We start from the raw sequence: 26,107 nt of genomic DNA on the forward strand, positions 1-26,107 counted from the left end.
GCGATCCTTGCGAACGTAGACAGCGGAGTGGGGGGTCAGCCGGAGAAGCGGTCGCCGAGTTCGTGGAAGTGCTCGACGGTCGGCGGCCCGGCGAAGAACGGCCCGACGAGAGCCCGCCAGCGCCCGAAGGCCTCGGACTCCCGGAAGCCGACGTTGTGCGCCTCGACCGACTCCCAGCCGACCAGCAGCAGGAAGGTCGTCGGCCGCTCCGCACCGCGCAGCAACTCGGCCCAGCGGAACCCGTCGGCCTCGGCCAGCACCTCACGGGCCTTGCCGAACACCTCCGCGAACTCCCGCTCACGACCGGCCTCGACGGTCAGCTCGGCATGCTCGACTATCACGTTCTTCTCCTCGGGAAAGTGGGTGCTCCGAGCCTGCGTGGGCGGTCGATGCACGGTCAACGGATCGAGGCATCGGCAAGGGGGACGTCATGCATCCCGTACGGCGATGGAGCTGCGGTTCAGCTGTGCGGCGGGGCGCCAAAGGGACAGGGCTTCGGTGTCGGGCGGGCCGGGGATCTCGGACGGCGTCTATCCGCCCCGGCAGGACGCGGTGGCAGCGGTTGTGTGCCTGACGGCCTGCCGACCGGGCGGCGGATCCGTGCCCGGCGGCCCGCCGATGGAGGAGCGGTTCCGTGTCAGGCGGGCAGCCGATGGAGCCGCCGTTCTGGGCACGCCGGGCCGGTGATGGCAGGCATCGCGGATCGCCATTTCCGCCGCGCCCCGAGGCTGCCTAGCGTCGACGGCGAGCCCCCACCCGTACGAGGAGAGCGCCGTGCCCGATCCACTGCCCACCCATGCCGGACCCTTCGCGCTCGGCACCTTCGCCTCCGGTGCCTCCGGTGAGGCGGGCTTCCCCGGCCTGGTCACCGGCGACCGCGTGCGCGACCTCTCCGACCTCGTGCCGTCGATCCGCGCGCTGGTCGAGGACTGGGCGGGCTGGCTGCCCCGGCTCGACGGCCTGGCCCGGTCCACCGAGGGGACCTGGCACGAGCTGGCCGTGCTGCGCGTCCTGACCCCGATCGAGCCCGGCCAGATCCTGCAGAGCGGCGCCAACTACCGCAAGCACGTGGTCGATCTGGTCGCCGCCGAGAAGGAGAGCGTGCACGGCGCCACCCCCGAAGAGGCCCGCGCCGATGCCGAGTCGATGATGGACGAGCGCGCCCGCAACGGAGTGCCGTACGTCTTCCTCGGCTCCCCGCGCGCCATCTCCGGTCCCTACGACGACATCGTGCTCCCCGCGCTCGGCGAACAGCACGACTGGGAACTCGAACTCGCCCTGGTCATCGGCAAGTCGGGCAAGAACATCGCGGCCGAGGATGCGATGGAGTACGTCGCCGCGTACACGATCAGCAACGACCTCACGACCCGTGACCGCCTCTACCGGCCCGACCTCAAGGCCATCGGCACCGACTGGTTCACCGCGAAGAACGCCGACACCTTCCTGCCGACCGGACCCTTCCTGGTACCGGCGGCCTTCGTCGGGGACCCCGGGGACCTGAGGATCACCCTGCGCCACAACGGAGTTGTCCGCCAGGACGAGTCCACCAAGGACATGATCTTCGACATCCCGCGCCTCATCGCGTACATCTCCACGACCACCACCCTGCGCCCCGGCGACCTCCTGCTCACCGGCTCCCCGGCCGGCAACGGCGCGCACTGGGGCGTCTTCCTGACGCCCGGCGACGTCGTCGAGTCCGAGATCACCGGCCTGGGCCACCAGCGCAACACCGTCAGGAGCCACGCATGAGCTTCCAGCCCATCACCCATCTGCGCCATGTCGACCTGGCCGTACCGGACTTCGCCCGCCAGCGCGCCTTCTACGGCACCACCTGGGGCCTGACCGAGGTCGCCAACGACAGCGGAGTCGCCTTCTTCGCCGCCGAGGGCAGCCCGGAGCAGTACATCGTCCGCATCCGCGAGGACGAACGGAAGCGGATGGACCTCGTCGCCTTCGGGGCCGTGTCACCGGCCGCCGTGGACGAGTTGCACGGGCGGCTGGGACGGGCGGGCATTCAACTCCTCGCCGAACCCGGCGTGTTGGACACCCCCGGCGGCGGATACGGATTCCGGTTCTTCGACCCGGACGGGCGGGTCGTCGAGGTCTCGGCCGATGTCGAGACGCGCGCTCACCGGAAGATCGAGGAGCGTGAGGCGATCCCGGTCCGGCTCTCGCACTGTGTGGTCAACTCCCAGGACCCGGAAGGGCTTCGGGACTTCTACGTCCAGCACCTCGGGTTCCGGCTCACGGACACTCTGTACTCGACGCACATGGGCGACCTCATGTACTTCCTGCGGTGCAGCCCGCTGCACCACTCCTTCGCGATCGCCCGGGGACCCCATGTCTCCCTGCACCACGCCTCGTTCGAGATGCGCGGGGTCGAGGAGTACATGCGCGGCACCGGGCGGGCGCTGCGTGCCGGGACCCGGCTGACCTGGGGGCCCGGGCGGCATCTCGCCGGTGACAACACCTTCTCCTACTTCCACGACCCGCACGGCAACACCGTCGAGTACACGACCGAACTCGCCGTCCTCGAAGAGGACTTGTGGCACCCGGGGCGGCACGACGTCGACGACCCGATCACGCAGGACCAGTGGGGCACGGCCGACCCGATGAGCGAGTCGGTCGCCAAGGAGCAGTTCAACGACCCCGACGTGCTGTTCGAAGCGCCGCCGGTCTAACCCACCCCTTTGTCGTGAACCACCCGCAGAGAGGCCGCAGTTGTGGCAACGATCCTGAAGCACGCCGTGCCCAAGTCGGAGGTGACCGCCTCGCTCGCCCAGGTGCGCGAGACCGTGACCGGCGTCATCGCGGACATCCGTGCGCGCGGTGACGAGGCGGTGCGCGCCTACTCCGAGAAGTTCGACAAATGGAGCCCCGACTCCTTCCGGCTGACCGACGAGGAGGTCGAGAAGATCATCGCGTCGGTGCCGCAGCAGGTCATCGACGACATCCGCTTCGTCCAGGACCAGGTGCGAACCTTCGCCCGCCACCAGCTCGACTCCTTGCGGGAGTTCGAGGTGGAGACCCTGCCGGGAGTGCGGCTCGGGCAGAAGCACATCCCGGTGCAGGCGGCGGGCGCGTACATCCCCGGTGGCCGTTACCCGCTCACCGCCTCCGCCCACATGACGATCGTCACCGCCAAGGTCGCGGGCGTGCCCCGGGTCGTGGCCTGCACGCCGCCCATCCACGGGGAGATTCCGGCCGCCACCGTCGCCGCCATGCATCTCGCCGGCGCCGACGAGATCTGGCTGCTCGGCGGGGTGCAGGCCGTGGCCGCCATGTCCGTCGGCACCGACACGATGCGGCCCGTCAACCTGATCGCCGGGCCCGGCAACGCCTATGTCGCCGAGGCCAAGCGGCAGTTGTTCGGGGAGATCGGCATCGACCTGTTCGCCGGGCCGACCGAGATCCTGGTCCTCGCCGACGACGAGGCCGACCCGTTCGTGTGCGCCGTGGACCTGCTCTCCCAGGCCGAGCACGGCCCGGACTCCCCGGCCGTCCTCATCACCACCTCCCGCGAGGTCGCCGAGAAGACCATCGCCGAGGTGGAACGCCTCCTGCCCGGCATGCCCACCCGCGACTTCGCCGAGCCCGCCTGGCGCGACCACGGCCAGGTCCACGTCGTCGACACCCTCGACGAGCTGTACACCCTCGCCGACGAGTTCGCCTTCGAGCACGTGGAAGTCCTGACCGCCGAACCGCGCCTCGCGCTGGAGCGAATGACCCAGTACGGCGCCCTGTTCCTCGGCGAGGGAACCTGTGTGTCGTTCGGCGACAAGGTCATCGGCACGAACCATGTGCTGCCCACACGTGGTGCCGCGCGCTATACCGGCGGCCTGTGGGTGGGGAAGTACCTCAAGACGGTCACCTACCAGGAGGTCACCGACACCGACTCCCAGGCGCTGCTCGGCCGACTGTGCGGGCGGGCGGCCCGCGTCGAGCTGTTCGAGGGGCACGCGCGCTCCGGCGACGTACGGGCGGCGAGGGCCGCGGGCGACGAGCTGCCCTGGAACACTCCATGACCCTGGTCGGCCGTACAGCGTTGGTCACTGGTGGCGGCGGGCCGCTGGGGCGTTCCTTCGCGCTGGCCCTCGCGGACACCGGTGCACGGGTAATCCTGGTCGGGCGCAACGGGGCGGCGCTCGCGGAGGCGGCGGCACAGGTGGAGAAGGAAGGCGGACAGGCCCGTACGGGAGTGTGTGACGTCTCCGATCCGGCGGCCGTGGACGCGCTCGCCGCCCAACTCGCGGACGAGAACGTGTCGTTGCTCGTCAACAACGCCGGAGTCGCCGGTCCTGTACGGCCGTTGGTCGACATCGAACCGGACGAGTGGGACGACGTGTTCGCCGCCAACGTCCGGGGCGTGTATCTGATGTGCCGCGCCTTCCTGCCGCCGATGCTCGCGGCCGGGCGCGGTGACATCGTCAACGTCGCTTCGGTGAGCGGCAAGCGGCCACTCCTCAACCGCACCCCGTACACCGCCTCCAAGATGGCGTTGCTCGGCCTGACCCGGACGCTCGCCGGGGAGGTCGGCCCGCAGGGGATCGCGGTCAACTCCCTTTCCCCGGGCCCGGTTCGGGGCCCGCGCATGGACCGGAACTTCCGGCTCACCGCCGAACTGACCGGCTGTACGGTCGCCGAGGCCGAGCGCGACTTCGCCTCCCGGGCCGCCCTCGGCCGGCTCGTCGAGGAGCACGAGGTCGCGCAGGCGCTCGTGGCGATGCTGGCGATGCCCGGCCTGTGCGGGGCCGACATCGACCTGTCAGCCGGGATGATCGCCCCGTCGTAGCTGAACGGGGTGCGGAAAACGGCGAGGTGGACGGCTGACGAGCCGCCCGCCTCGCCGTCGTGCGTACGGGAGCACACCCGCTATGACGACTCTGTGTGACCGCCATGAAATGGTCCGCCTGATCCGAGGCATCGGGCTCGTATATGTGTGTGCCGCCCGCCTATTCCCTGGTTCTCATGGCTGCTTCACTCCCTCGTGCGCACCTTCGGTGCCTCCGCCGGGCCGTCCGCACCCCGCGTTCGACGGTCTGCCGGTCACACTGCGCGACGGCGCATCGATCCCTGGGAAGGCAAGCAATGACGCTGATCACCCGACGCTCGGTCCTGATCGCCGGTACCGCCACGGCCGGAGCCGTACTCGTGCCGGCGGTCTCCGCCACCGCCGCGCCGACGGCCACCAAGACCCCGAAGGCTTCGGGCAAGCGGATCTCGGTCGCCTCCGGTGAGACGTACACGGTCTCCACCACCACCCGCGTGAGCGAGCTGTCCATCGCCGCCGGCGGCACGATCGCCGCCCCGGACGGCTCCAGCCTCTCCCTTACCGTCGACGGAGTGGAGACCGGCCAACTCCTCACCGCCACCGGCGGAACGGCCACCCTGATCCAGGCCGGCACCTACCGGGGAGACGTCGTCCTGACCGTCTCCGCCGCCAACGAGGTGACGTACGAGACGCTCACCTTCCCGTTCCGGCAGGCGGTGTACGTCGACGGCGACGGCGTGGTCACGGACAAGTCCGTCCTCGCGGCCGTCCTCGGCGGCAAGCTGACGGACGCCTACGCGAAGAACGTGTCGATCACCTCGACCGGCGAGTGCTTCGACGGCGTGTACGTCCAGGACGCCACCTACACGCTCGACCGCCCCTCCATCTCCCTTACGGGCAACGGCCGTTGCGACTTCGCGGGCTACGGCGCCGCGGTCGTCGGCGACGGCTCCGCGACCACGCTCGTCGTCGACGGCGCCCGCATCGACAACAAGGGAGTCGTCCGCACCGCCGTCATCGCCAACGACGGTGCCAACGTCATCGTCAAGGACTCCGTCCTCCGCGCCCGCAACGGCGTTCTGCCCGCCGACTACCAAGCCACCGTCGAGACGCCGTACATGGAGTCCGTGCCCTGGATGCTCGGCCTCGACGGCAACGTCCGCGCCACCAACCTCATCGGCAAGAACAGCAAGGCCACCTACCTCAACTCGACCGTGTTCTCCGAGACGTGGGGCGCCCTGTCGGTCGAGGGCGGCAGCGGGCTCAAACTGACCGCGATCAACAGCCACTTCGGCAACACGGGGGAGTACGGCTACGGCACCTACGCCATCGGCGACGCGACCGTGCGGGTGCTCGGCTCCCGGCTCGACGTCGGCAGCTACGCGACCATCATCGCGGGCCCGGCCGCGGTCGTGCACTACGGCGACAGCACCAGGGCCGCCGTCTCCGCGCTCAACACCGAGCTGGAACTCGGGCTGTCCAAAGCAGAGTTGGCGTCGATCCCGGCGCGCAACACCGTCGTGAACTCCGGGCACTTCGGCTACATGTTCTTCGGCGCCGGCCAACTCACCCTCGACGGCGGCACGGTGATCAACTCCGACCGGGCCACCTTCCTCAACAAGGGCCAGCAGACCACGATCAGCGTCGACGGCTCACAGGGCACCCGGCTCAACCCGCGCGACGGGATCATCCTCCAGATGATCGAGCTGGACGACCCGGGCCCGGTCCCGGTCAACGGCAAGATGATGAACATCGGCGTCTACACCGAGCCCACCGGCGACCCGGCCAAGGACGCGACCTTCGACCCGACCGCCGTGCACGCCACCGACGGCGCCGCCACCTTCAACTCCATAGCGTTGAAGGGTGACTTCTACAACGGCATGCGCACGGGCAAGAACATGGTCCTCACCTTCGAGGGCGCGAGCGTCGAGGGCGTGATCTCCGCGACGAAGGCCAAGCACCGGGTCTCCAGCATCGACGCGTCGACCTTCTACGAGCTGGGCATCGTCACCAACACCGCCCAGGCCGCCGTCAACAACGGCGCGATCGTGCAGCTGAACAGCGGCTCGACCTGGACGGTCACCGGCACCTCGTACCTGACCCGGCTCGCCCTCGCCGCCGACGCGACCGTCAAGGCGCCCCGCGGCAAGAAGGTCACGCTGACGGTCGACGGGACGACCACGGCGATCACGCCGGGCCAGACCTACACGGGCGCGCTCACGCTGACCGTCGCGTGAGCGATGGCGGAGGCGCGGGGCCCACCCGAGCCGAAGGGCTCACCCGAGCCGCGCCTCCGCCTCCTTCGCGATCCGCTCGAACTGCGCACCCATGGCAGCCTGGAGCGCCTGCGCCCCCGACAACGGCCGGACCATGACCGTCAGTTCGTCGATCAGGCCCTCCTCGTCGACGTGGATGAAGTCGCAGCCGGTCAGCTCGCGGTCGCCGATCCGCGCGGCGAACATCAGCGCGCTGTCGCTGCCGTCCGGGTCGCCGATCTCCCGTAGGTACCGGAAGTCCTCGAAGACCCGCGCCACCCCGTGCAGGATCGCCGCGGTGATCGCCTTGCCGGGGTACGGCTTGAACACGACCGGGCTGGTGAAGACCACGTCCTCGGCCAGCAGCGCCTCGACGGCGTCCATGTCCTGCGCCTCGACCGCCTCACGGAACGCACGCATCGGTTCACCTCATAGTCAATTTGTTGAGTAGGTGTGGATGAGACTAATCAACGGCTGTTAACGTGTCCACATGTCCCTCAAGTACGCGGTCCTCGCGGCCCTCCTGGAAGGCGAGGCCTCGGGCTACGAGCTGGCGAAGGTGTTCGACGTGTCGCTGGCGAACTTCTGGCCCGCGACACCGCAGCAGCTCTACCGCGAACTGGAGCGCCTCGCCCAGGACGGCCTGATCGAGGCACGGGTCGTACAGCAGGAACGCAGGCCCAACAAAAGGATGTTCACGCTCACCGACGCGGGCCGGCGCGACCTCGACACCTTCGCCGCCGAGCCGCCCCGGCGCCCCACCGCCATCCGCGACGAACTCCTCATCAAGATCCAGGCCATGGACGGCACCGACCCCGCCGTGACCCGCGAGCTGATCGAGGAGCGCAGGTCGTGGTCGCGCGGCAAGCTCGACCGTTACGAGCGCGTACGGGCCCGGCTCCTCGGCGGCCGGACCGAGGAGGAGTACCTCCGGGACGCCGACCGCATCGGGCCGTATCTCACGCTCATGGCCGGGATCACCTTCGAGGAGGAGAACCTGCGCTGGTGCGAGCGCGTTCTCGCGATCCTGAAGCAGCGCGTTGCCCTAGGCTGACCCGGATGTTCAGCCCCGAAGGCCCCAGTCTGCGCGAACTCGCCGTCCAGGCCATGTCGTCCGTCGAGCACGGCTACGACCTCCTCGCGCCCAAGTTCGACCACACCCCGTTCCGCACACCGGCCCCGCTGCTCGACGCGGTCGCCACGATGCTGCGCCGCGTCGGCCCCTTCGACGACGGCCTCGACCTGTGCTGCGGCACCGGCGCGGGTGCCGAGGTCCTGACGAAGGTGTGCCAAGAGAGCGTCACCGGCGTCGACTTCAGCGCGGGCATGCTCGACGTCGCACGGGAGCAGGTGACGAGCGGCGAGCCCCGCGTCTCATGGGTGCGCGGCGACGCCCGGGCCCTGCCGTTCACTGCGGCCTTCGACCTGGTGGTGAGCTTCGGGGCGTTCGGCCACTTCCTGCCCCGCGAACTGCCCGGTCTGTTCGAACAGGTCCACTCGGTGCTGCGCCCCGGCGGCCGCTTCGCCTTCCCCGTCGTCGCACCGCCGCGTCCCGCATCGCCCGCGTACTGGATGCTGTCCGGCTTCGACGCGGTGATGAAGGTACGCAACGCCGTCTGGCGACCGCCCTTCGTCATGTACTACCGCGACTTCCAACTCGGTTACGTGCAACCGGAGTTGGAGCGGATCGGATTCGACGTCGACCTGTACGCGCTACCCGAGTTCGGGAGTCGTGGCGACGGCAGCCCCCGCGTCCGCATGGTCGCGGCGCGACGGCTGCCGTAGCCGGAAGGGTTCTCAACTCGTCGCTGTCGCCGCCGACTTGATGACCTTCGTGACCAGGTCGGGGTGGGAGATCATCACGACGTGCGAGGAGTCCACCACGGTCGTGTGCGAACCGGCCCGCTTGGCCTCGAAACGCTCCAGGTCGGGTGCGATCGCCCGGTCCTGGGCCGCCACGACCGCCCACGAGGGGATGTCGCGCCAGGCCGCCGCCGTGGCGACGTCCGTGAACGCGGCCGCGCTGATGGGGCGTTGAGAGGCCCCCAGCAGTGCGGATGTGGACGCCGGGAGGTCGGCGGTGAACACCGCGTGGAACTTCGCCGTCTGGATGGCCAGATCGGTACCGCCCGCGCCGTCGGGCAGCGGCTGCAAGGCGTCGCTCAGCTGCGACCCGGGGAACCGCGCGCCGAGTTCGCCGAGTTGCTCGCCCTTGTCGGGGACGAAGGCCGCGACGTACACGAGCGCCTTCACGCTCGCGTCGCCCGCGGCCGCCTGAGTGATCACCGCGCCGCCGTAGGAGTGTCCTACGACGACCTTCGGACCGTCGATCGTCTTGAGGATCGCGGAGATGTAGGCGGCGTCCGAGGTCAGCCCGCGCAGCGGATTGGCGGGCGCCACGACCGTGTACGCCGCCTTCTGCAGCCGGGAGGCCACGGCCGACCAGCTGGACGCGTCGGCGAACGCCCCGTGCACGAGGACCACGGTGGGCTTCGGCTTGGAGTGCGAACCTCCCATGGGGGATGCGGCCGAGGCCGGGAGCGCGGTGGCCGCGAGGGTGCCGGCCGCCACAACCGCCCCCAGAATCAAGGGTCTACGGGAAATCGTCATCGGTCGGCTCCAGTTGAGGTCGAGGAGATCGGCGTCGTACGCGTGCGCATCGGTACCGGGCGCGGGCCGTGCGGGAGTTCACACATAGCGGCGCACGAACGACAGGGCGGTGTCCGCGACCTCCTGCCAGCCGTGGTCGATGGTCAGCGCGTGGCCCCGGTCCTTGATCTCGGTGATCTCGGTGACGCCCTTGTTGTGCTGCTGTTTCTTGTAGGAGGCGTTGGCGATCGACCAGGGCACGGTGTGGTCCTTCTCGCCCGAGATGATCAGGAGCGGGCCGCGGTCGGGGTTCTCCGTGTCGACCTTCGCCTCTGTCCACGGGTTGAGGTTCGCCGTGGCCGCCTGGAACAGCGGGGCACCGGGCGCGGGCACGGCGAACGTCTCGTACAGCTCCCGTGCCTCCTCCTCGCCGACGGCGTTGGCGAAGCCGTAGCGGAACTGGTCGTAGGTCAGGGGGACCGCGCGGTTGCGGTTGGCGGGGTTGCTGAGGACGGGCGCGGAGGAACGCAGCGCGGAGATCGGCAGGGGCAGTACGCCACGGAACGGCGCCGGGTCGATCGCCACGGACGCGGCGGAGAGTCCGCGCCCGGCGAGGATCTGCGTGAGCAGTCCGCCGAAGGAGTGGCCGACGATCGCCGGCTTGCGGGTCAGCGTGCCGATCAACTCCGCGAGGTGGTCGGCGACTTGGCCGACCGTCTTGCCCGCCATGACTTCGGGGTGCTCGTTCGCCTCCTTGACCGTCTCCGGGTCGTCGGGCCAGGACAGGGAGACCGGCGCGTACCCGGCCTGCTCGAAGTGCGCCGCCCAGCGGTCCCAACTGCTCGGCAACAGCCACAGACCGTGGACGAAGACGACCGGCGTGCGTTCGACGGCGTTCGCCCGCTCGATCTGCTGTACGTCGATATGGGTCATGTCCGCAGTATGTGTCCGTTGACTCCTGGAGTCTGTCGTGCGGCCGCACTTGGTTCAGGAGGACGCCATTGTCGCGGCCCGGGCGATCTCCTACGCTGAACCGTGTGGGGGCAAGAGTGCTGTCCGGGAACGGAGTTGTGCATGCTCAGCAAGGGTGAAGCCGGCGAAGCGGTGCGTCAGGCCAAGGTGAAGACCGGTGTCACATGGGCCCAGTTGGCGGAGGCCGTGGGCCGACCGCTCGCGTGGACCACCGCGGCCCTGCTGGGCCAGCACCCCATGTCCAAGGACGAGGCGGCGACGGCCGCCGCCCTCCTCGAACTCGGCGAGGACGCCGCCCTCGCCTTCCAACTCCAGCCGACCCGGGGCGCGTTGGACGCGGCCGTGCCCGTGGACCCGACGATCTACCGCCTCTACGAGGTGATCCAGGTCTACGGCCCCACCATCAAGGAACTGATCCACGAGCAGTGCGGCGACGGCATCATGAGCGCCATCAACTTCCGCCTCGACGTCAGCCGCGTGCCCGACCCCGCCGGTGACCGGGTCGTCATCACCCTCGACGGCAAGTACCTGCAATACCAGTGGGAGTGATCGGGCCGCCCCGTCAGCGACTCCGGCCCGCGTTGAGCCGGGCGGCCTGACGGGTCAAGTGGTCGCGCTCGGCGAGGTTGGGGGCCTTGCGTGCCGCCTCCGCGTAAAGCCTGGCCGCCGTCTTCAGGTCGCCGTCACGCTCGTGGAGGTAGGCCGCCACCGCGGTGTACCGGGGGAGGGCGTCGTCCAGCACCGCGAGCGCGGCCAGACCGGCGCGCGGGCCGTCCGCCTCACCCACGGCCACCGCGCGGTTGAGGCGGACGATCGGGCTGTCGGTCAGGCCGGCGAGTTCGTCGTACCACTCGACGATCTGTACCCAGTCCGTCTCCTCGGCGGTGGGCGCGTCCGCGTGCAGCGCCGCGATCGCCGCCTGCGCCTGGAACTCGCCCAACCGGTCGCGAGCGAGGGCGACTTGGAGGATGGTGACGCCCTCGGCGATCGCCGACGTGTCCCAGCTGCCGCGGTCCTGCTCGGCGAGCGGGACCAGGCTGCCGTCCGGTGCGGTCCGGGCGGCTCGCCGGGCGTGGTGCAGCAGCATGAGCGCGAGCAGGCCCGCGACCTCGGGGTGGTCGATCGCGGCGGCGAGCTGCCGGGTGAGTCGGATCGCCTCGGCGGCGAGGTCGACATCGCCGGAGTAGCCCTCGTTGAAGACCAGGTAGAGGACGCGCAGCACGGTCGCGACATCGCCGGGCTGGTCGAAGCGCACATCGGAGACGGTGCGCTTGGCCCGGCTGATCCGCTGCGCCATCGTCGCCTCGGGCACCAGATAGGCCCGCGCGATCTGCCGCGTGGTGAGCCCGCCGACGGCGCGCAGAGTGAGCGCGACCGCCGACGACGGCGTCAACTTCGGGTGGGCGCACAGGAAGTAGAGCTGGAGCGTGTCGTCCGAGGCGGGCGTGGGGCCGGGCGTCGGCTCCTCGTCGACCAGATCCTCGCGCCTGCGGCGGGCGGTCTCCGCCCGCGTCGCGTCGAGGAACCGCCGCCACGCCACCGTGACCAGCCAGCCCTTCGCGTCCCGCGGCGGATCGTCCGGCCACACCCGGACCGCCTCGACGAGCGCGTCCTGCACGGCGTCCTCGGCCGCCGCGAAGTCCGCTCCGCGGCGGACGAGGATCCCGAGCACGCTCGGCGTGAGGCTCCTCAGCAGGACCTCGTTCACTTGAAAGTGCAGTCCGTGTCCGTGACGGTGGAGTGCGCGCCCAGGAACGGCCGCAGCTCCAGCCACTCGTGGATCGGCCTGCCACCGGCCCCGGGCGCGGCCGACAGCTCGCCGGCCAGGTCCACGGCACGCTCGTAGGAGTCGACGTCGATCACCATCCAGCCGGCGATGACGTCCTTGGTCTCGGCGAACGGGCCGTCGGTGACCGGCGGGCGCCCTTCACCGTCGTAGCGGACGAACGTTCCCTCGGAGGAGAGTGCCTGGCTGTCGACGAACTCGCCGGTCTTCTCCAGGCGGGCCGCGAAGTCGTTCATGTACTGGACGTGGGCCGTGATCTCCTCGGGTGCCCACTGGTCCATGGGGACGTCGTTCACGGCGGCGGGGGCACCGCGGTAGTGCTTCAGGAGCAGGTACTTGGCCATGGTCGTTCTCCTCGGTGCTCGTGCGACCCATTGTGGTCGCGTTCACCTCGGGGACGGAGCCGGGCGCGGGTTCTCGACATCGGCGGGCGGATTTTTTCGCCGCGAGCTTCGCGAGGTCTGTGGGGGAGGGTGGAAAGGGAGGCGTACTCACTCCTCTTCCCTTCTTAACGTATAGCGCACCCGGGGGCTTGCGGCAAGGCCCCCGGTGTGCCGCAGAATGTCCGGCCTGAGGCCATGACCTGCGGAAACGGGAGTGCGGAATGCGTGTGTTGTTGACGACGTGGGGATCGCGCGGGGATGTCGAACCGCTCGCGGGACTCGCGTCGCGTCTGCTGGAACTCGGCGCGGAGGTACGGGTGTGCGCGCCGCCGGACGAGGAGTTCGTGGAGCTGCTGGCCCGGGCCGGTGTGCCGTTGGTGCCGCTCGGTCCGTCGGTGCGGTCCGTGGTGAACGGTGCGAAGCCGCCGTCGGCGGAGCGGGCGTTCCAGCTCGCGCCCGAACTGGTCGCCGCCCGCTACGAAACGCTGACGGCGGCGGCCGAGGGCTGTGACGTGCTGCTGGCCACCGGTCTGATGCCGGCCGGTGCCCGCTCGGTGGCCGAGAAACTCGGCATCCGCTATGTGCTCGCCTGCTTCCACACGGCCGGACTGCCGTCGTCGAAGTACCGCCCGCTCTCCCGGCCGGGCCATGCGTCCTCGCCGGGGGAGACCGACATCAAGGTGCTGTGGGAGCAGGACGCCCAGCGCGTGAACGCCCTGTACGGCGAGGCGGAGAACCGGCACCGGGCGGAGCTCGGCCTGCCACCGGTCGAGAACGTGCGGGACTACGTCTTCACCGAGCGGCCGTGGCTGGCGGCGGCCCCGGAGCTGTTCCCGTGGCAGGACCACACGGACCTCGACGTCGTGGTGACCGGCCCGTGGATCCTGCTCGACGAGCGCCCGCTCCCGGCGGATCTGGAGGCGTTCCTGGAGGCCGGTGAGGAGCCGGTGTACGTGGGCTTCGGCAGCATGGCCCTGCGCACCTCGCCGGACTTCGCCCGGGTCGCCGTCGAGGCGGTCCGCGCACAGGGCCGCCGGGTGCTCCTCGCCCGGGGGTGGGCGGGCCTGGCCGCGGTCGACGACCGCGACGACTGCTTCGTCGTAGGAGAGGTCAACCAGCAGGCGCTCTTCCGGCGGGTCGCCGCCGTCGTGCACCACGGCGGCGCGGGCACCACGACGACCGCCGCGCTGGCCGGTGTGCCGCAGCTGGTCGTGCCGCAGATCGTCGACCAGCCATACTGGGCGGCAGGGGTGGCCGAGCTGGGCATCGGCGTCGCGCACGACGGGTCGACGCCGACCTACGACTCCCTGTCGGCCGCGCTCACCACCGTCCTGGCGCCCGGGATCCGGGAACGGGCACGGGCCGTGGCCGGCACGATCCGCACGGACGGGACGACAGTGGCCGCGAAGATGCTCCAGGACATGGTCAGCGAAGAAGGGCGGTCCACGCACGCGTGAACCGGCCGAACCGAGCACACGAGAAACCGCACGCACCGGTCCCCACGCCCAGCCGCACGCCGGGCCGTGAGCGACCTCAGATCGGAATTGATGCCGTGAACCCCCTGACCACCAGCGCCTTCGACCTTCCCGACCGGCTCTCCGCCAAGGCCGACCCGGCGCTGATCGCCGCCGACGAGCAGCACTTCGCGGCGATCGCGGAGAGCCTCGACCGGTCGATCGCGGAACTGACCGAGAGCCTCGACACCGCGCGCAGGGCACCCGGCGGCATCGGCCGGGCGGCGATGGACCGGGACACGGAGATCCACCGGCTCACCACACGGCTGCGCACCCTACGTCGCTTCGGCCTGGACCTGTGTCTTGGCCACATGGTGGACGCCGACACCTCCGAGCCCGTGTACATCGGGCGGCTCGGTCTCACCGACAGCACGGGCCGACGGCTGCTGCTCGACTGGCGCTCGCCCGCGGCGGAGCCGTTCTTCGGCGCGACCCACGCCAACCCGATGGGGCTGGCGAGCCGCCGCAGGTACCGCTGGACGCGCGGCCGTATCAGCGACTACTGGGACGAGGTGTTCACCGCGGACGGCTTCGTCGGGCATGCCGCGCTCGACGACCAGTCCGCGTTCATCGCCAGCCTCGGCGGCAACCGCTCGGGTCGGATGCGCGATGTGCTCGGCACCATCCAGGCCGACCAGGACGCCATCATCCGCGCGGGATCACGCGGCGCGCTCGTCGTCGACGGCGGCCCGGGCACCGGCAAGACCGTCGTCGCCCTGCACCGCTCCGCCTACCTCCTCTACTCCGACCCGCGTCTCGGCCACCGCAGGGGCGGCGTGCTGTTCGTCGGTCCGCACCGGCCCTACCTGGACTACGTCGCCGACGTCCTCCCCAGCCTCGGCGAGGAGGGCGTGCAGACCTGCATCCTGCGGGACCTCGTCGCCGAGGGCGCCGCGGCGGTCGCGGAGGCCGACCCGGAGGTGGCCCGGCTGAAGTCCTCCGTGGGGCTGGTGCGGGCGATCGAGCCCGCCGTCCGGTTCTACGAGGAGCCGCCCACCAAGGGCATGAACGTCACCACCCACTGGTCCGACATCTGGCTGAGCCCCGAGGACTGGGCCGTCGCGTTCGAGGCGGCCGAACCCGGCACCCCGCACAACGAGGGACGCGAGCAGGTCTGGCAGGAGCTGCTCACGATCCTGGTCGACAAGCACGACGACACCGCCTCGCCGCGGGACGGCGAGGACGGACACGTCACGCCCGAGCAGCTCCGGCGGTCGCTGCGGCAGAACCGGGAACTGCTCACCGCCTTCAACCGCGCGTGGCCCCTGCTCGAAGCGGCCGACCTCGTCGGCGACCTGTGGACCGTACCGGCCTACCTGCGCAAGTGCGCTCCCGCGCTGAGCCGCGACGAGGTCCAGCGCTTGCAGCGCGCGGACGCCCAGGCCTGGACGGTGTCCGACCTCCCGCTGCTCGACGCGGCACGGCAACGGCTCGGCGACCCGGAGTCGGCGCGCCGCAAGCGTCGGCAGGAAGCCGCCGTCGTCGCCGAACACGCGCGTCGTACCGACGTCATCGACAGCCTGCTGCAGAACGTCGAGATCGACGAGAGCGAGGGCGCGATGGGCATGCTCCACGGAAAGGACCTACGGGACGCGCTGATCGACGAGGCCGCGCAGGTGTCCGCCGTCGAACCCGACCTGCTCGCCGGGCCGTTCGCGCACATCGTCGTGGACGAGGCACAAGAACTCACCGACGCGGAATGGCAGATGCTCCTGCTGCGCTGCCCGTCCCGGAGCTTCACCATCGTCGGCGACCGCGCCCAGGCCCGGCACGGGTTCACCGAGTCGTGGCAGGAACGGCTGAAGCGGATCGGCCTCGACCGGATCAACCTCGCGTCCCTGACCGTCAACTACCGCACCCCGGAAGAGATCATGACGGAGGCCGAGCCGGTCATCCGTGCTGTGCTCCCGGACGCCAACGTGCCGACGTCCATCCGCAGCAGCGGCATCCCCGTCGTCCACGGACCCACCTCCGACCTGGAGTCGATCCTCGACACCTGGCTCGCCGAGCACGCGGACGGCATCGGCTGTGTCATCGGTACGGCCGAGATCGAGAAGGACGTCTTCCGGGCGAGGCCGCGCGTCCGGGCGCTGACTCCCGTGCTGTCCAAGGGACTTGAGTTCGACCTGGTCGTCCTTCTCGACCCGGAGAAATTCGGCGAGGGCATCGAGGGAGCCGTCGACCACTATGTGGCGATGACCCGGGCGACGCAGCAGTTGGTCGTGCTCACGAGCGCCTGAGTCCGGTGGGCGCGCGGCGAGTTAGGACCCGCCGCGCGCCGACGTCCTTGGGGTCAGCCCGCGGCAGGCAGCGTGAACTCGTAGATCAGGGCGTCCTGTTGGGCCTCCACCACCAGGTCGGTGATCTCCAGCGGGCGCGCGTACTGGTCGTGCACGCGGCGGGTCACCCGCACCGAGGGCGCGTTCGCGACCTGGGTGATGGCGTCCCGGTGGTGCAGGGTCAGACCGGCCCGGCGCATCCAGTCGTAGGTGCGCCGGAGTTGGGCGGCGGCGGAGCCGTCCGCGCGGTCGCGGTAGCGGGCCAGTTCCTCCACCTCGGCCAGCGCCACCGCCGAGAAGGACGTGACGGCCGTACGCAGTCCGCTGCCGTCGGCCGCCGCGGACGCGTAGCGGTGCACGAGGGTCGGCCGGTGCGGGGCGATACCCAGGGCCTCGGCGTGGTCCGGCGGGGGAGTCTCCCAGGCCACGGTGGCCCGGTCGAAGCCGGTCGGGTCCGTGCTGCGGGCGCCGACCGGGAAGGTGAGGGAGGAAGGGGTCTCGACGGGCTGTCCTGTCAGGGTGGCGTGGCTGCCGCGCCGGTCGGTGGCGACCAGGCCGTCCCTGCGCAGCACCTCCAGCGCCTGTCTTATGGTCTCCCGGCTGACCTGGAAGTGTTCGGCCAACTGCCGTTCGCCGGGCAGGCGTTCACCGGGCGGGATGGTGCCGTCGTGGAGTTCGCCGAGGAGTTGGGTGGCGACCCGTCCGTAGAGGGGCTGGTCGTCGGCGGTCGGGTGGTCGTGGGGGGTGGTGCGGGCCATGCCGCGCCTCCTGTTGGTGACAAGACTGATGGTAGAGCCGGTAACAATTCGTAGCCGTGCGGGCTCGTTGCGCGACCAGATCTAGCATTGGTCTAAACCACCAGGGAAGAGCGGCAGGCCAGTTAGGCCGAAACCGACCCGCGCCGATCACCCCTCACAGGGCGTCGTACACGGCGTCGATCAGGCCCATCTTCCGTGGGTCGTCCGCGATATGACGCCCCATCCGGTTCATCACATAGCCCATCGACACCCCCGCCTCCGGGTCGGCCAGGCCGAAGGAGCCACCGAAGCCGTCGTGTCCGAAAGCCCTCGGGTTGCGGCCGTACGATCCGTTCGGGCCGCTGAGCCACAGGCCGAGCCCGATCTCCGTCTCGTGTGCGAAGCCCGCGCCGATCACCAGGTCACGGCAGCGGCCCTGCCCCTCGCGCACCCGCTCGACCGCCTCGGGGGACAGGACGCGGTGGCCGGCGTAGGACCCGCGCCCGGCGAAGACGCCGTAGAGCGCGGCGATCGCGCGTGCCGTGCCGTGGCCGTTCGCGGCCGGGATCTCCGCGGCGCGCCACTCCGGGGTGTTGGCCTCCGCCGCGCCCGCGAGCGGGTTGGTCAGCGCTGCGATGGCCGCCGGCGCCAACTGGCTGAAGACCGCGGCCTGTTCACTCGCCGGTGGGGCGGGCGCATGCACCAGCTCGGCCGCCCGGCCGGCCTCCTTCTCCGGCAGCCCGATGGTGAAGTCGATCCCGAGCGGGCCGGTGACCTCGCGCTCCAGGAAGGCGCTCGGCAGCAACCCCGATACGCGGCGCACCACTTCACCGACGAGGAAGCCGTAGGTGATCGCGTGGTACCCGGACCGCGTTCCCGGCTCCCACCAGGGCTCCATGGCCGCGAGCCGCTCGGTGGTCAACTCCCAGTCGTAGAGCTGCGCGAGAGAGTGGGGCTCGCGGAGGCCGGCGAGTCCGGCGCGGTGCGAGAGCAGGTGTCGTACGAGGACGTTCTCCTTGCCCGCGGCGGCGAATTCCGGCCAGTACGTGGCCACCGGGGCGTCGAGGTCGAGCAGGCCGCGGTCGGCGAGGATGTGGGCGCACAGGGCCACCGGGCCCTTCGTCGTCGACCACACGTTGACCACGGTGTCCCGCTCCCAGGGGCGGGTGCGTGCCTCGTCGGCCCAGCCGCCCCACAGGTCGACCACGGTTTCGGCGCCGACGGTGACGGTCAGCGCGGCGCCCAGTTCGTCGCGGTCCCGGAAGTTCTCCTCGAACGCCGTGCGCACCGCGGTGAAGCGGGGGTCGCAGTGGCCGTCGACGGCTGGCTGGTGCTCGGACATGGGGCCTCCGTGGTGTGCCGGACGTCCGGACCGCGACGCTGCGGCCCGGACCACCTGAACATACCGACTGGTCGGACTGACCGGAAGGCGCCGTACGCTCAGTTCAGGAACAAGGTGCCGGCCGGCTCCCGGTGACCCGCCTCCGTGTGCCAGTAGTCGCGGGTCTCCACGGCCAGACCGGCGCCGTCGAAGCGCACGAAGACACAGCCGGCCAGCGTGGACGGTTCACCGTCCTCCTCGGCCAGCACCCTGAACTCGGCCACGGCGACGCCGTGTTGACCGACGACCGGCGCAGAGAACCGCGCATCGCCCACCCGCTCGGCCGCGAACGACCACCGGAGATAGGCGGCCAACTCGGCCCGCCCCCGGTGCGGTTCGCGGAACGGCATCGAGCGGTGGACGCAGTCCTCGGCGTACAGCTCCAGCAGCGCGTCCACGTCGTGCTCGGCCCAGGCGCGCGCCCAGACCCGCACGAACCGCTCGGCGGCCTCGCCGGTGTTCATTCCGCGCCCCTCAGACGTACGACCGCAGCCAGTCCAGCTTCACGGCCTCCTGGTAAGGGCCGCCGCCCTCATGGCCGTTGAAGTCGTACACCTCGATCTTCTTGTCCTCGTGCGCCCAGGCGTTGAACACGGCGAACACCGTGGAGGGCGGGCAGGTCTGGTCCTCCAGGGCTGTCGAGAAGAGGGCGGGGGCGCGGCCGCGGGACGCGAAGTGGACGCTGTCGAAGTACGAGAGCGTGCGCAGGACATCCCCGGTGCGACCGCGATGGGTCTTGAGGTAGTTGCCGATCTCCCGGTACGGGTCGCGGTCCGTGAGGGTCGCGGCGCGTGGGTAGTCGCACAGGAACGGCACGTCCGGCGCGATCCCGGCCAGGTCGCCGACCAGTCCGCCGACGGCGATGGTGATGCCGCCGCCCTGGCTCGCGCCGACCGCCACCGTGCGCGTCGGATCGACCAACGGGTGCGAACGGGCCGCCTCGACGGCCCGCACGCCGTCCGTGAACACGCGGCGGTAGTAGTAGTTCTCGGGGGCGTCGATGCCCCGGGTCATGAAGCCGGGATACGCGGGCGCGCCGCCCACCGGGTCCGGGGTGCCACCGCCACCGCCCCACGCGCTGCCCTGCCCGCGCGTGTCCATGATGAAGTGCGCGCGGCCCGTCGACGGCCACAGCAGGTTCTCGTGCGGGAGGCCCCGCCCGCCGCCGTAGCCGACGAACTCCACGACCAGCGGCAGGGGTTGGGCCGCGTCGGCCGGCAGCCGCAACCAGCCCTTCACCGGGTGACCGCCGAACCCGGCGAACGTCACGTCGTACACCTTCACCGTGGACAGTCCCGTGTCGACCGGTTCGAAGCGGGCGTCCAGATCGTGCTCGCGGGTCTCCTGGAGGGTCTTGGACCAGAAGGCGTCGAAGTCCTCGGGCTCGACGGAATCGCTCCGGTACGCGCGGAGTTCGTCGAGCGGAAGGTCGAACAGGGCCATCGATGACCGCCTTTGGGAAGTGTGAGTACGGATGATCACACCGTACGTGTGACATCGGAGGACTCGCCAGGCTCGTGGGGCGCCGCGCGCCTACCATGTCGGCATGTCGTCTGCCGTGGATCTGCTGGTCAAGGACGCCGAACTGCTCGTCGTGGACGGCGGGCGGGAGATCCCGGGCGGCTGGGTCGCCGTCACGGGTGGTCGGGTCACCGCCGTCGGTGTGGGAGGAGTCGAGCGCGAGGCGCTTACCAGAACCTCACCCGCTCCTACGCTCCCGCCGTCAACGGCACCCTCTTCGACTGGCTGACCACGCACCTATACGTGCATCCGCGCTGCCCGCGACATCGGCTTCCGCTTCCATGCGACCCGCGGTTCGATGACTCGTTCCGTCGAGGACGGGGGACTGCCGCCGAGGAGCGTCACACAGAGCACCGACGAGGTGCTGGCTGACAGCGAGCGGCTGATCAAGACCCACCACGATCCGGAACCGGGCGCGTTGATCCGTGTGGCCCTCGCCCCTTGCTCGCCGTTCTCGGTGACGAAGGAAGTGATGACGGCGGCCGCGGAACTCGCCGAGCGGTACGACGTACGGCTGCACACCCATCTCGCCGAGGACCGCGACGAGGACACCTACTGCCTGGAGACCTACGGCTGTCGGCCCGTCGAGTACTTCGAGGACACCGGACTGCCCCAGCTCCAACACGCTCATCGGGGGGCGGCACGGCGAGAGTGAAGGAGATGCGCGAGCTGGGTCTGTCGGTGGGAATGTTGGAGCTGGAGCGCTATCGGGGCGGGCCCGGTGCGATGACCGCGCGGGACGCCCTCGACATCGCCACCCGGGGTTCGGCACGGTGTGTGGGGCGGGCTGACGAGCTGGGGCATCTGCGGCCGGGCGCGTGTGCCGACCTGGTCGTGTGGGACCTGCACGAGGTCGCGCTGGCCGGGGCGGTCAGTGATCCCGTCGAGGCGTGGCTGCGGTGCGGGCCCGCGCGGGCGTGGACGACGGTTGTGTGCGGGCGGGTGCTGGTGGAGCGGGGCGAGCCGGTGCTGGCGGGGCTGGGGGATGTGCTGCGGGACCATGGGCGGGTTGCCCGGCGGATGCAGCGAGGGGTGTAGGGGCTGCGGGTGGGCAGTGGGTCGGTTGCGGTGGCGTGGCTCAACTGGCTTGTGGGAGTGGGGTGTTGAGGTGCCTGGCCGGTCGGGGTGGTCGTGGGTGGTGTGCCACGGCTGCGGCGCCCGTCACGGCCCGTCGGACGTCACGCCCGCCTCCGTCCCTTCCGGCTCGTCACGCTCGCCGTCGAGTCCACTGCGGTTCCGTCAGCGCCCAGTCCCGTTCCCACTCGGCCAACCGGTGCCGCAGGGAGACTCGTTGGACCACCGCCCGTGCGAGGAGGGCCAGGCCGATCACACCGGCCGCCGACCACACGCCGACGGTCACCGTGTGCTGCCAGACGGCCACCTCACCCGGTGGCGGGGCGACACTGTGACCCTTGGCGTCGAGCCATACGGCCACCACGTCACCGCGTCCTGTGTCCGCGGGGACCGCGACCGTGGCCGTACGCGCGCCCTTGCCCGGCTCGGTCCAGCGCACCGCCACCGGGAAACTGCGCGGGCGGTTCCCCTCCACGGAGGGGAGCTGGGCGGGCGGGTTGCCGATCACCTTCGCGTGGACGCGGTGGCGGTCGGCGCGCTGGGTCGCGGCGATGGTCCGGGCCTGGTCGTGGGCCCACAGCCCAGCGGCGGCGCCGGTCAGGGGCGCGCCGACGAACAGCAGCAGGGTGACGGCCAGCGCCGTCCACGCCTCCACGACATCCGACCGGCGCCGCAACGGATTCTGCCGCCGGCGTCGACTCCGTACCCGGGTCCGCATGTCGGTCTCCTCGCCGTCACCGGAGCCGAGGAACCGTAAGGCCGGAAACCCTCTGTAGGGCCGGTCCGCCGCCGCCTCGACACCGCGCACGCATGCGAGCGTCCACACAGAAGTCGTACCCCCTCCGAGGTACTTCTCTCAACCGGAGCCGAGTGGATCGGCCGGGAGGCCGCGTGTCGTCCGGCCGATCCTCAGCCGAACCGTTCGATGCGGATGCGGTCCACCGGCTGGCCCGCCTCGACCAGCAGCCGTGAGGCATGCTCGGCGAAGCCGTTGGAGCCGCACACATAGGCCTCCCACCCACCAGCGGGCTGCTCGGCCAAGAGCGGCGCCACATGTGCGGCGGCCATACGTCCCACCGGCACACCTTTTGGCGCGCTGCGCGTGAACACAGCCGTGGTCTCGGCGCCGTACTCCCGCGTGTAGATCAACTCCTCGGGACTGCGCGCCGACACCACCAGCCGCAGCGGCACGGACAACCCGCGCGCCCGGTGCTGCCGGAGCATCGACATCAGCGGTACGACCCCGGAACCGGCGCCCAGCAGCAGCGCGGGCCGGTCGCCGGGCCAGGCGAAGAAGCCGCTCAGCGGGCCGCGCACCTCGACCTCGTCACCGGGCCTGGCCACGGTGTGGAACCAGCCCGACACCTCGCCGCCCTCGACATGGTCAAGGGTCAGCTCCACATGGCCGGCGTCGTCCGGGTGCGAGGCGATCGAGTAGTGGCGCTGCGCCACATAACCGTCCTCGGCGCGCAGCCGCAGCATCAGGTGCTGGCCGGGCAGATGTCCGGCCCAGTCGGGCACGACGAAGCGGAACGTCGAGGCGTGCGGGGTCTCCCGGCGGATCTCGGTGAGCGTGGCGGTCTGCCACACGGCGGCGGCGCGGTTGCTCACGGCGATGCGTCCCGGCACCGCGAACCTGGTGGCGGGCGCGAAGGTGTCAGTCACCGGAGTACCGCTGTTCCTCCCAGGGGTTGCCCCGGCCGTGATAGCCGTTCTGCTCCCAGAAGCCCGGCTCGTCATGGTCGAGGAGACGCAGGCCCGCGATCCACTTGGCGCTCTTCCAGAAGTACAGGTGCGGCACCAGCAGCCGGGCGGGGCCGCCGTGCTCGGCGGGCAGCGGCTTGCCGTCGTACTCCCAGGCGATCCAGGCGCGTCCGCCGGTCACGTCTTCGAGCGGGAGGTTCGTGGTGTACCCGGTGTGCGAATACGCGACCACATGTGTGGCGGACACATGGGGCCGCACCACATCGAAGAACGCGTCCAGCGAGACGCCCCCGAACCGCACCCCGAACTTCGACCAACTCGTCACACAGTGGATGTCACCCTCGTAGGCCGACGAAGGCAGTTCGTGTGCCTGCGTCCAGTCCCAGGTGCGCGGCTGCTCCACGAGTCCGTCGACGCGGAACGTCCAGTCGGCCGGTGCCAGGTCGGGGGTGACCTCGGCGGACAGGACGGGCCAGTCGTCGCCCGCGTCGTACTGGCCGGGCGGCAGACCGGCGTCGGGGACGCGGGGGCGTCCGGTGAAGCCTCGGGTGACGTGCATACGGGTGGAGCCTCCAGGCCGCTGCGGCGCGGGTCCGCCGGGCGAGCGTGATCAGTGGTTTCTCGTTTCAACGGTACGCGTCCACGAGGTATGCCCAGGTCCGGGGGCGACCGCCGATCATTGCGGCCGTATGAACTCTCCCCGCGCGAGGGAATAGCCGCCCGGGGATCGACCTTGGTCTTCAGTGCGGCCCGAGTGGCGGCTCGGCGGCTTGGGTGCGGACACTCCGTGGTCGTGCTGGTGTGATGACCACAGGCGATCCGGTGACTGCGAAGGAGAGTGAGGGAACAGATGCCGAAGGCGTACGTCTTCACGCGTTACGGGGGACCCGAGACCGAGGCACTCGTCGAGATCGACCAGCCCGGTCCCGGCCCCGGTGAAGTCCTCGTCGCGGTGCGCGCGGCCGGGGTGAACCCCGTCGACTGGAAGCAGCGCACCGGCTACCGGCGCCCCGGCGAGACCGGCTCACGCGCGTTCCCCGCGGTCTTCGGCCAAGAGGTCTCCGGAGTCGTACGCGAGATCGGCGCCGGAGTCGACGGATTCGCCGTCGGCGACGAGGTGTTCGGCAGCACCGTGGCCGGCGGATACGCCGAGTACGCCCTGCTGACCGCCACGGTCACCGCGCACAAACCCGCCGAGCTGTCCTTCACGGACGCCGCCACCCTCCCCGTCGCCGCGGCGACCGCCTACGACGGGATCCGCCAGCTCGACCTGCCCGCCGGCGCCACCGTGCTGATCACCGGCGCGGGCGGCGGCGTCGGCTCCGCGGCCCTGCAGATCGCCCGCGCGCTGGGACTGCGCGCCGTGGGCGTGGCGAGCGCGGGCAAGAAAGACTTCGTGGAGTCGCTGGGCGCGGTCCACGTCCCCTCCGGACCGGACCTGGCCGCACGCGTACGGGCCGTCGCCCCGGACGGCGTCGACGGCGCCTACGACCTCGTCGGCGGCGAGGTGCTCGCCGAGGCGGCCACGCTCCTCACCGACCCCACGAAGCTGATCACCGCCGGGGCACCCGCCCCCGAGGTCGAGAAGCTCGGCGGTGCCCGTGTGGAACGCGCCCGCAACTCCGCCGTTCTCGAAGCGCTCGCGCAGCTCGTGATCAAGGGCCAACTGGACCCGCACGTGACGCGGACCTTCCCGCTCGACCAGGCCGGCGAGGCGCTGCGCACCGTCGAGGACGGCCACGCCCGCGGCAAGATCGTGATCGAGGTCGCCGCATGAGCACGTCCGACGAACGCGTCCTCGACAACCCGGCCCGTGCCGCCCTCACCGGCCCGCACGCCCACTTCGCCGAGCGGCGCGGCCGGGTTCTGCGCTACCCGGTGGACGTGTCTCCGTGGCTGGCCCTGCCCGACGGGCCCGACGCCGACGACTGGGCGGACGTGGCCACGCTCGCCGGCCCCGGCGCCGAGATCACGCTCTTCGGCTGCCGGGGGCAGATCCCGGACGACTGGGAGATCACCCTCGACATGGACGGTGTGCAGATGCTCGACGACGGGCTGGCCGCCGCACCGGACCCGGAGGCGGTCCCCCTCGGCCCCGCCGACGTCCCCGAGATGCTCGACCTGGTGGCACGGACCAGGCCCGGCCCCTTCCTGCCCCGCACCGTCGAACTCGGCCCCTACCTCGGCATCCGGCGCGGCGGCGTCCTCATCGCCATGGCCGGCGAACGGCTCCACCCGCCCGGCTGGACCGAGATCAGCGCCGTCTGCACCGACCCCTCCGCCCGCGGCGAGGGTCTCGCGAGCCGCCTCATCCTGGCCGTCGCCCACGGCATCCGCGAACGCGGCGAGACCCCGTTCCTGCACACCGGCGCGGGCAACACCACCGCCATACGGCTGTACGAGTCCCTGGGCTTCCGGCTGCGCCGGACCACCGCGTTCCTCGCGGCACGGGCGCCGGAGCACCTGACGCAGACGCGGTCGGTGGGGGTGTCGTAGAACCGAGTGGGCCGGTGGCCGCTCAGTCACCGCCCTCGGTTTCGCCCGGCCACGCGTTGTAGCGCTCCAGATAGTCGGCGAACCGGGTCAGGTCCTCCTCGGGCCAGTCCGCGAGCCGTTCCCGGAAAGCGGCCTGGCGGTTCTCGGTGACCTGGGCGAGGATCCGGCGGCCGGCGGGGGTGAGGTGCAGGACCTGGACGCGGTGGTCCTCGGGGTCGGGGCGGCGCTCGATGAGGTCGGCGCGTTCCAGCGCGGCGACCTGGCGGCTGACGGTGGACTTGTCGAGGGCGTAGTGCGCGGCGAGGTCGGTGGCGCGGCAGCCGCCCTGCTCCTCCAGGTGGCTGAGGAGGGTGTATGACACCAGAGACAGCTCGGGATGGAGGCGGCCCGCCGAGGCCCGGGCGCGCCGGGCGAAGATCGTCATCTCGCGCTGGATGGTCTCCACGGCCTGGTTCGCTCGCACTGGAATCTCCCTCGTTCACCCGCTTGTTGCAGAGTACAACTCAGGGTGGGACTCGGCCCCTCGCGGACCCGGTGGTTGGGGTAATGTTGCTCCCCGGTCGCGGACGGTCGCGGCCCTGAACTCCTGGGAGGTGAGACCCATTACCGCTGTGTCAGGTCGGGTGCTCTCACCTCAGGACAACG

The 26,107-nt window shown here is 70.9% G+C and carries 29 protein-coding genes; 15 read left to right on the forward strand and 14 right to left on the reverse strand.

From position 1 onward, the window contains the following. Positions 1-35 precede the first annotated feature (35 nt). Positions 36-341, reverse strand: coding sequence for an antibiotic biosynthesis monooxygenase family protein (locus OG194_RS42790; protein ID WP_327406101.1), 306 nt, complete (start codon positions 339-341; stop codon positions 36-38). Positions 342-774: 433 nt separating this feature from the next. Here OG194_RS42790 and OG194_RS42795 point away from each other — a divergent pair, with 433 nt between their 5' ends. From OG194_RS42795 to OG194_RS42815, 5 genes are all read left to right on the forward strand, one after another. Next, complete coding sequence (locus OG194_RS42795; RefSeq protein WP_327406102.1) at positions 775-1,749, forward strand: fumarylacetoacetate hydrolase family protein; 975 nt, start codon at positions 775-777, stop codon at positions 1,747-1,749. Continuing rightward, on the forward strand, positions 1,746-2,681 hold the full coding sequence (locus tag OG194_RS42800) for a VOC family protein (RefSeq protein ID WP_327406103.1): 936 nt from the start codon (positions 1,746-1,748) through the stop codon (positions 2,679-2,681). Before OG194_RS42795 ends, OG194_RS42800 begins: the two co-directional genes overlap by 4 nt. 42 nt (positions 2,682-2,723) lie before the next feature. Continuing rightward, positions 2,724-4,025, forward strand: coding sequence for a histidinol dehydrogenase (gene hisD, locus OG194_RS42805; RefSeq protein ID WP_327406104.1), 1,302 nt, complete (start codon positions 2,724-2,726; stop codon positions 4,023-4,025). Beyond that, positions 4,022-4,792, forward strand: coding sequence for an SDR family NAD(P)-dependent oxidoreductase (locus OG194_RS42810; RefSeq protein WP_327406105.1), 771 nt, complete (start codon positions 4,022-4,024; stop codon positions 4,790-4,792). The genes hisD and OG194_RS42810 overlap by 4 nt, the downstream gene beginning before the upstream one ends. Before the next feature lie 296 nt (positions 4,793-5,088). Further along, entirely contained in the window at positions 5,089-7,008 is a 1,920-nt protein-coding gene (locus tag OG194_RS42815; RefSeq protein ID WP_327406106.1) for a hypothetical protein, read from the forward strand. A gap of 39 nt (positions 7,009-7,047) precedes the next feature. Here OG194_RS42815 and OG194_RS42820 read toward each other — a convergent pair whose 3' ends face one another. Beyond that, the gene (locus OG194_RS42820) at positions 7,048-7,446 is read right to left on the reverse strand and encodes a nuclear transport factor 2 family protein (RefSeq protein ID WP_327406107.1); all 399 of its coding nucleotides are present in this window, start codon (positions 7,444-7,446) and stop codon (positions 7,048-7,050) included. 70 nt (positions 7,447-7,516) lie between these two features. Between OG194_RS42820 and OG194_RS42825 the strand changes: the two genes are divergently transcribed. Continuing rightward, complete coding sequence (locus tag OG194_RS42825; RefSeq protein ID WP_327406108.1) at positions 7,517-8,080, forward strand: PadR family transcriptional regulator; 564 nt, start codon at positions 7,517-7,519, stop codon at positions 8,078-8,080. Between the two features lie 5 nt (positions 8,081-8,085). Beyond that, positions 8,086-8,811: a class I SAM-dependent methyltransferase gene (locus tag OG194_RS42830; RefSeq protein ID WP_327406109.1), complete on the forward strand. Its 726-nt coding sequence runs from the start codon at positions 8,086-8,088 to the stop codon at positions 8,809-8,811. A 12-nt stretch (positions 8,812-8,823) separates the two neighbouring features. Here the strand turns inward: OG194_RS42830 and OG194_RS42835 are convergent, their stop codons facing one another. Continuing rightward, complete coding sequence (locus OG194_RS42835; RefSeq protein ID WP_327406110.1) at positions 8,824-9,636, reverse strand: alpha/beta fold hydrolase; 813 nt, start codon at positions 9,634-9,636, stop codon at positions 8,824-8,826. A gap of 78 nt (positions 9,637-9,714) precedes the next feature. Next, positions 9,715-10,548: an alpha/beta hydrolase gene (locus OG194_RS42840; protein ID WP_327406111.1), complete on the reverse strand. Its 834-nt coding sequence runs from the start codon at positions 10,546-10,548 to the stop codon at positions 9,715-9,717. Between the two features lie 141 nt (positions 10,549-10,689). Here OG194_RS42840 and cynS point away from each other — a divergent pair, with 141 nt between their 5' ends. After that, entirely contained in the window at positions 10,690-11,136 is a 447-nt protein-coding gene (cynS, locus tag OG194_RS42845; RefSeq protein ID WP_019057970.1) for a cyanase, read from the forward strand. Between the two features lie 13 nt (positions 11,137-11,149). Here cynS and OG194_RS42850 read toward each other — a convergent pair whose 3' ends face one another. After that, the gene (locus OG194_RS42850; protein WP_327406112.1) at positions 11,150-12,295 is read right to left on the reverse strand and encodes an RNA polymerase sigma factor; all 1,146 of its coding nucleotides are present in this window, start codon (positions 12,293-12,295) and stop codon (positions 11,150-11,152) included. Next, entirely contained in the window at positions 12,292-12,717 is a 426-nt protein-coding gene (locus tag OG194_RS42855) for a YciI family protein (RefSeq protein ID WP_327406113.1), read from the reverse strand. Before OG194_RS42855 ends, OG194_RS42850 begins: the two co-directional genes overlap by 4 nt. A gap of 260 nt (positions 12,718-12,977) precedes the next feature. On the opposite strand from OG194_RS42855, the gene OG194_RS42860 reads away from it, so the two are divergent. Together OG194_RS42860 and helR are read left to right on the forward strand one after the other, a co-directional pair. Continuing rightward, complete coding sequence (locus OG194_RS42860) at positions 12,978-14,213, forward strand: glycosyltransferase (protein ID WP_327406114.1); 1,236 nt, start codon at positions 12,978-12,980, stop codon at positions 14,211-14,213. A 95-nt stretch (positions 14,214-14,308) separates the two neighbouring features. Further along, positions 14,309-16,510, forward strand: coding sequence for an RNA polymerase recycling motor ATPase HelR (helR, locus tag OG194_RS42865; protein WP_327406115.1), 2,202 nt, complete (start codon positions 14,309-14,311; stop codon positions 16,508-16,510). A gap of 53 nt (positions 16,511-16,563) precedes the next feature. On the opposite strand, the gene OG194_RS42870 is transcribed toward helR, so the two are convergent. The 4 genes from OG194_RS42870 to OG194_RS42885 all read right to left on the reverse strand — a co-directional run bounded on the left by OG194_RS42870 (position 16,564) and on the right by OG194_RS42885 (position 20,110). Beyond that, positions 16,564-17,307: a GntR family transcriptional regulator gene (locus tag OG194_RS42870; protein ID WP_327406116.1), complete on the reverse strand. Its 744-nt coding sequence runs from the start codon at positions 17,305-17,307 to the stop codon at positions 16,564-16,566. A 154-nt stretch (positions 17,308-17,461) separates the two neighbouring features. Further along, entirely contained in the window at positions 17,462-18,628 is a 1,167-nt protein-coding gene (locus tag OG194_RS42875; protein WP_327406117.1) for a serine hydrolase domain-containing protein, read from the reverse strand. A gap of 98 nt (positions 18,629-18,726) precedes the next feature. Further along, positions 18,727-19,131 (reverse strand): nuclear transport factor 2 family protein, encoded by a 405-nt coding sequence (locus OG194_RS42880; RefSeq protein ID WP_327406118.1) that lies wholly within the window; start codon positions 19,129-19,131, stop codon positions 18,727-18,729. A 10-nt stretch (positions 19,132-19,141) separates the two neighbouring features. Next, complete coding sequence (locus tag OG194_RS42885; protein ID WP_327406119.1) at positions 19,142-20,110, reverse strand: acetylxylan esterase; 969 nt, start codon at positions 20,108-20,110, stop codon at positions 19,142-19,144. Between the two features lie 103 nt (positions 20,111-20,213). On the opposite strand from OG194_RS42885, the gene OG194_RS42890 reads away from it, so the two are divergent. The 3 genes from OG194_RS42890 (at position 20,214) to OG194_RS42900 (ending at position 21,226) form a co-directional block, all read left to right on the forward strand. After that, the gene (locus OG194_RS42890) at positions 20,214-20,417 is read left to right on the forward strand and encodes a hypothetical protein (protein WP_327406120.1); all 204 of its coding nucleotides are present in this window, start codon (positions 20,214-20,216) and stop codon (positions 20,415-20,417) included. A 69-nt stretch (positions 20,418-20,486) separates the two neighbouring features. Further along, positions 20,487-20,843: an amidohydrolase family protein gene (locus OG194_RS42895; protein WP_327406121.1), complete on the forward strand. Its 357-nt coding sequence runs from the start codon at positions 20,487-20,489 to the stop codon at positions 20,841-20,843. 5 nt (positions 20,844-20,848) lie between these two features. Further along, positions 20,849-21,226, forward strand: a complete 378-nt coding sequence (locus OG194_RS42900) for an amidohydrolase family protein (RefSeq protein ID WP_327406122.1) — start codon at positions 20,849-20,851, stop codon at positions 21,224-21,226. Between the two features lie 169 nt (positions 21,227-21,395). Here OG194_RS42900 and OG194_RS42905 read toward each other — a convergent pair whose 3' ends face one another. The 3 genes from OG194_RS42905 to OG194_RS42915 all read right to left on the reverse strand — a co-directional run bounded on the left by OG194_RS42905 (position 21,396) and on the right by OG194_RS42915 (position 23,525). Continuing rightward, positions 21,396-21,980, reverse strand: a complete 585-nt coding sequence (locus tag OG194_RS42905) for an Rv1733c family protein (RefSeq protein WP_442811827.1) — start codon at positions 21,978-21,980, stop codon at positions 21,396-21,398. Positions 21,981-22,171: 191 nt separating this feature from the next. Beyond that, positions 22,172-22,927, reverse strand: a complete 756-nt coding sequence (locus OG194_RS42910) for a ferredoxin reductase (RefSeq protein WP_327406124.1) — start codon at positions 22,925-22,927, stop codon at positions 22,172-22,174. Continuing rightward, positions 22,920-23,525 carry a sulfite oxidase-like oxidoreductase gene (locus OG194_RS42915; RefSeq protein WP_327406125.1) on the reverse strand — a complete coding sequence of 202 codons (606 nt, stop codon included), beginning with the start codon at positions 23,523-23,525 and terminating at the stop codon, positions 22,920-22,922. The genes OG194_RS42910 and OG194_RS42915 overlap by 8 nt, the downstream gene beginning before the upstream one ends. Positions 23,526-23,816: 291 nt before the next feature. On the opposite strand from OG194_RS42915, the gene OG194_RS42920 reads away from it, so the two are divergent. Then, positions 23,817-24,743 (forward strand): NADP-dependent oxidoreductase, encoded by a 927-nt coding sequence (locus OG194_RS42920; RefSeq protein WP_327406126.1) that lies wholly within the window; start codon positions 23,817-23,819, stop codon positions 24,741-24,743. Beyond that, entirely contained in the window at positions 24,740-25,462 is a 723-nt protein-coding gene (locus OG194_RS42925; RefSeq protein ID WP_327406127.1) for a GNAT family N-acetyltransferase, read from the forward strand. The genes OG194_RS42920 and OG194_RS42925 overlap by 4 nt, the downstream gene beginning before the upstream one ends. A gap of 22 nt (positions 25,463-25,484) precedes the next feature. On the opposite strand, the gene OG194_RS42930 is transcribed toward OG194_RS42925, so the two are convergent. Then, positions 25,485-25,886 carry a MarR family winged helix-turn-helix transcriptional regulator gene (locus tag OG194_RS42930; protein ID WP_442811828.1) on the reverse strand — a complete coding sequence of 134 codons (402 nt, stop codon included), beginning with the start codon at positions 25,884-25,886 and terminating at the stop codon, positions 25,485-25,487. Positions 25,887-26,107 lie beyond the last annotated feature (221 nt).

It is taken from the genome of Streptomyces sp. NBC_01288 (assembly GCF_035982055.1).
Classification (GTDB): Bacteria; Actinomycetota; Actinomycetes; order Streptomycetales; family Streptomycetaceae; genus Streptomyces.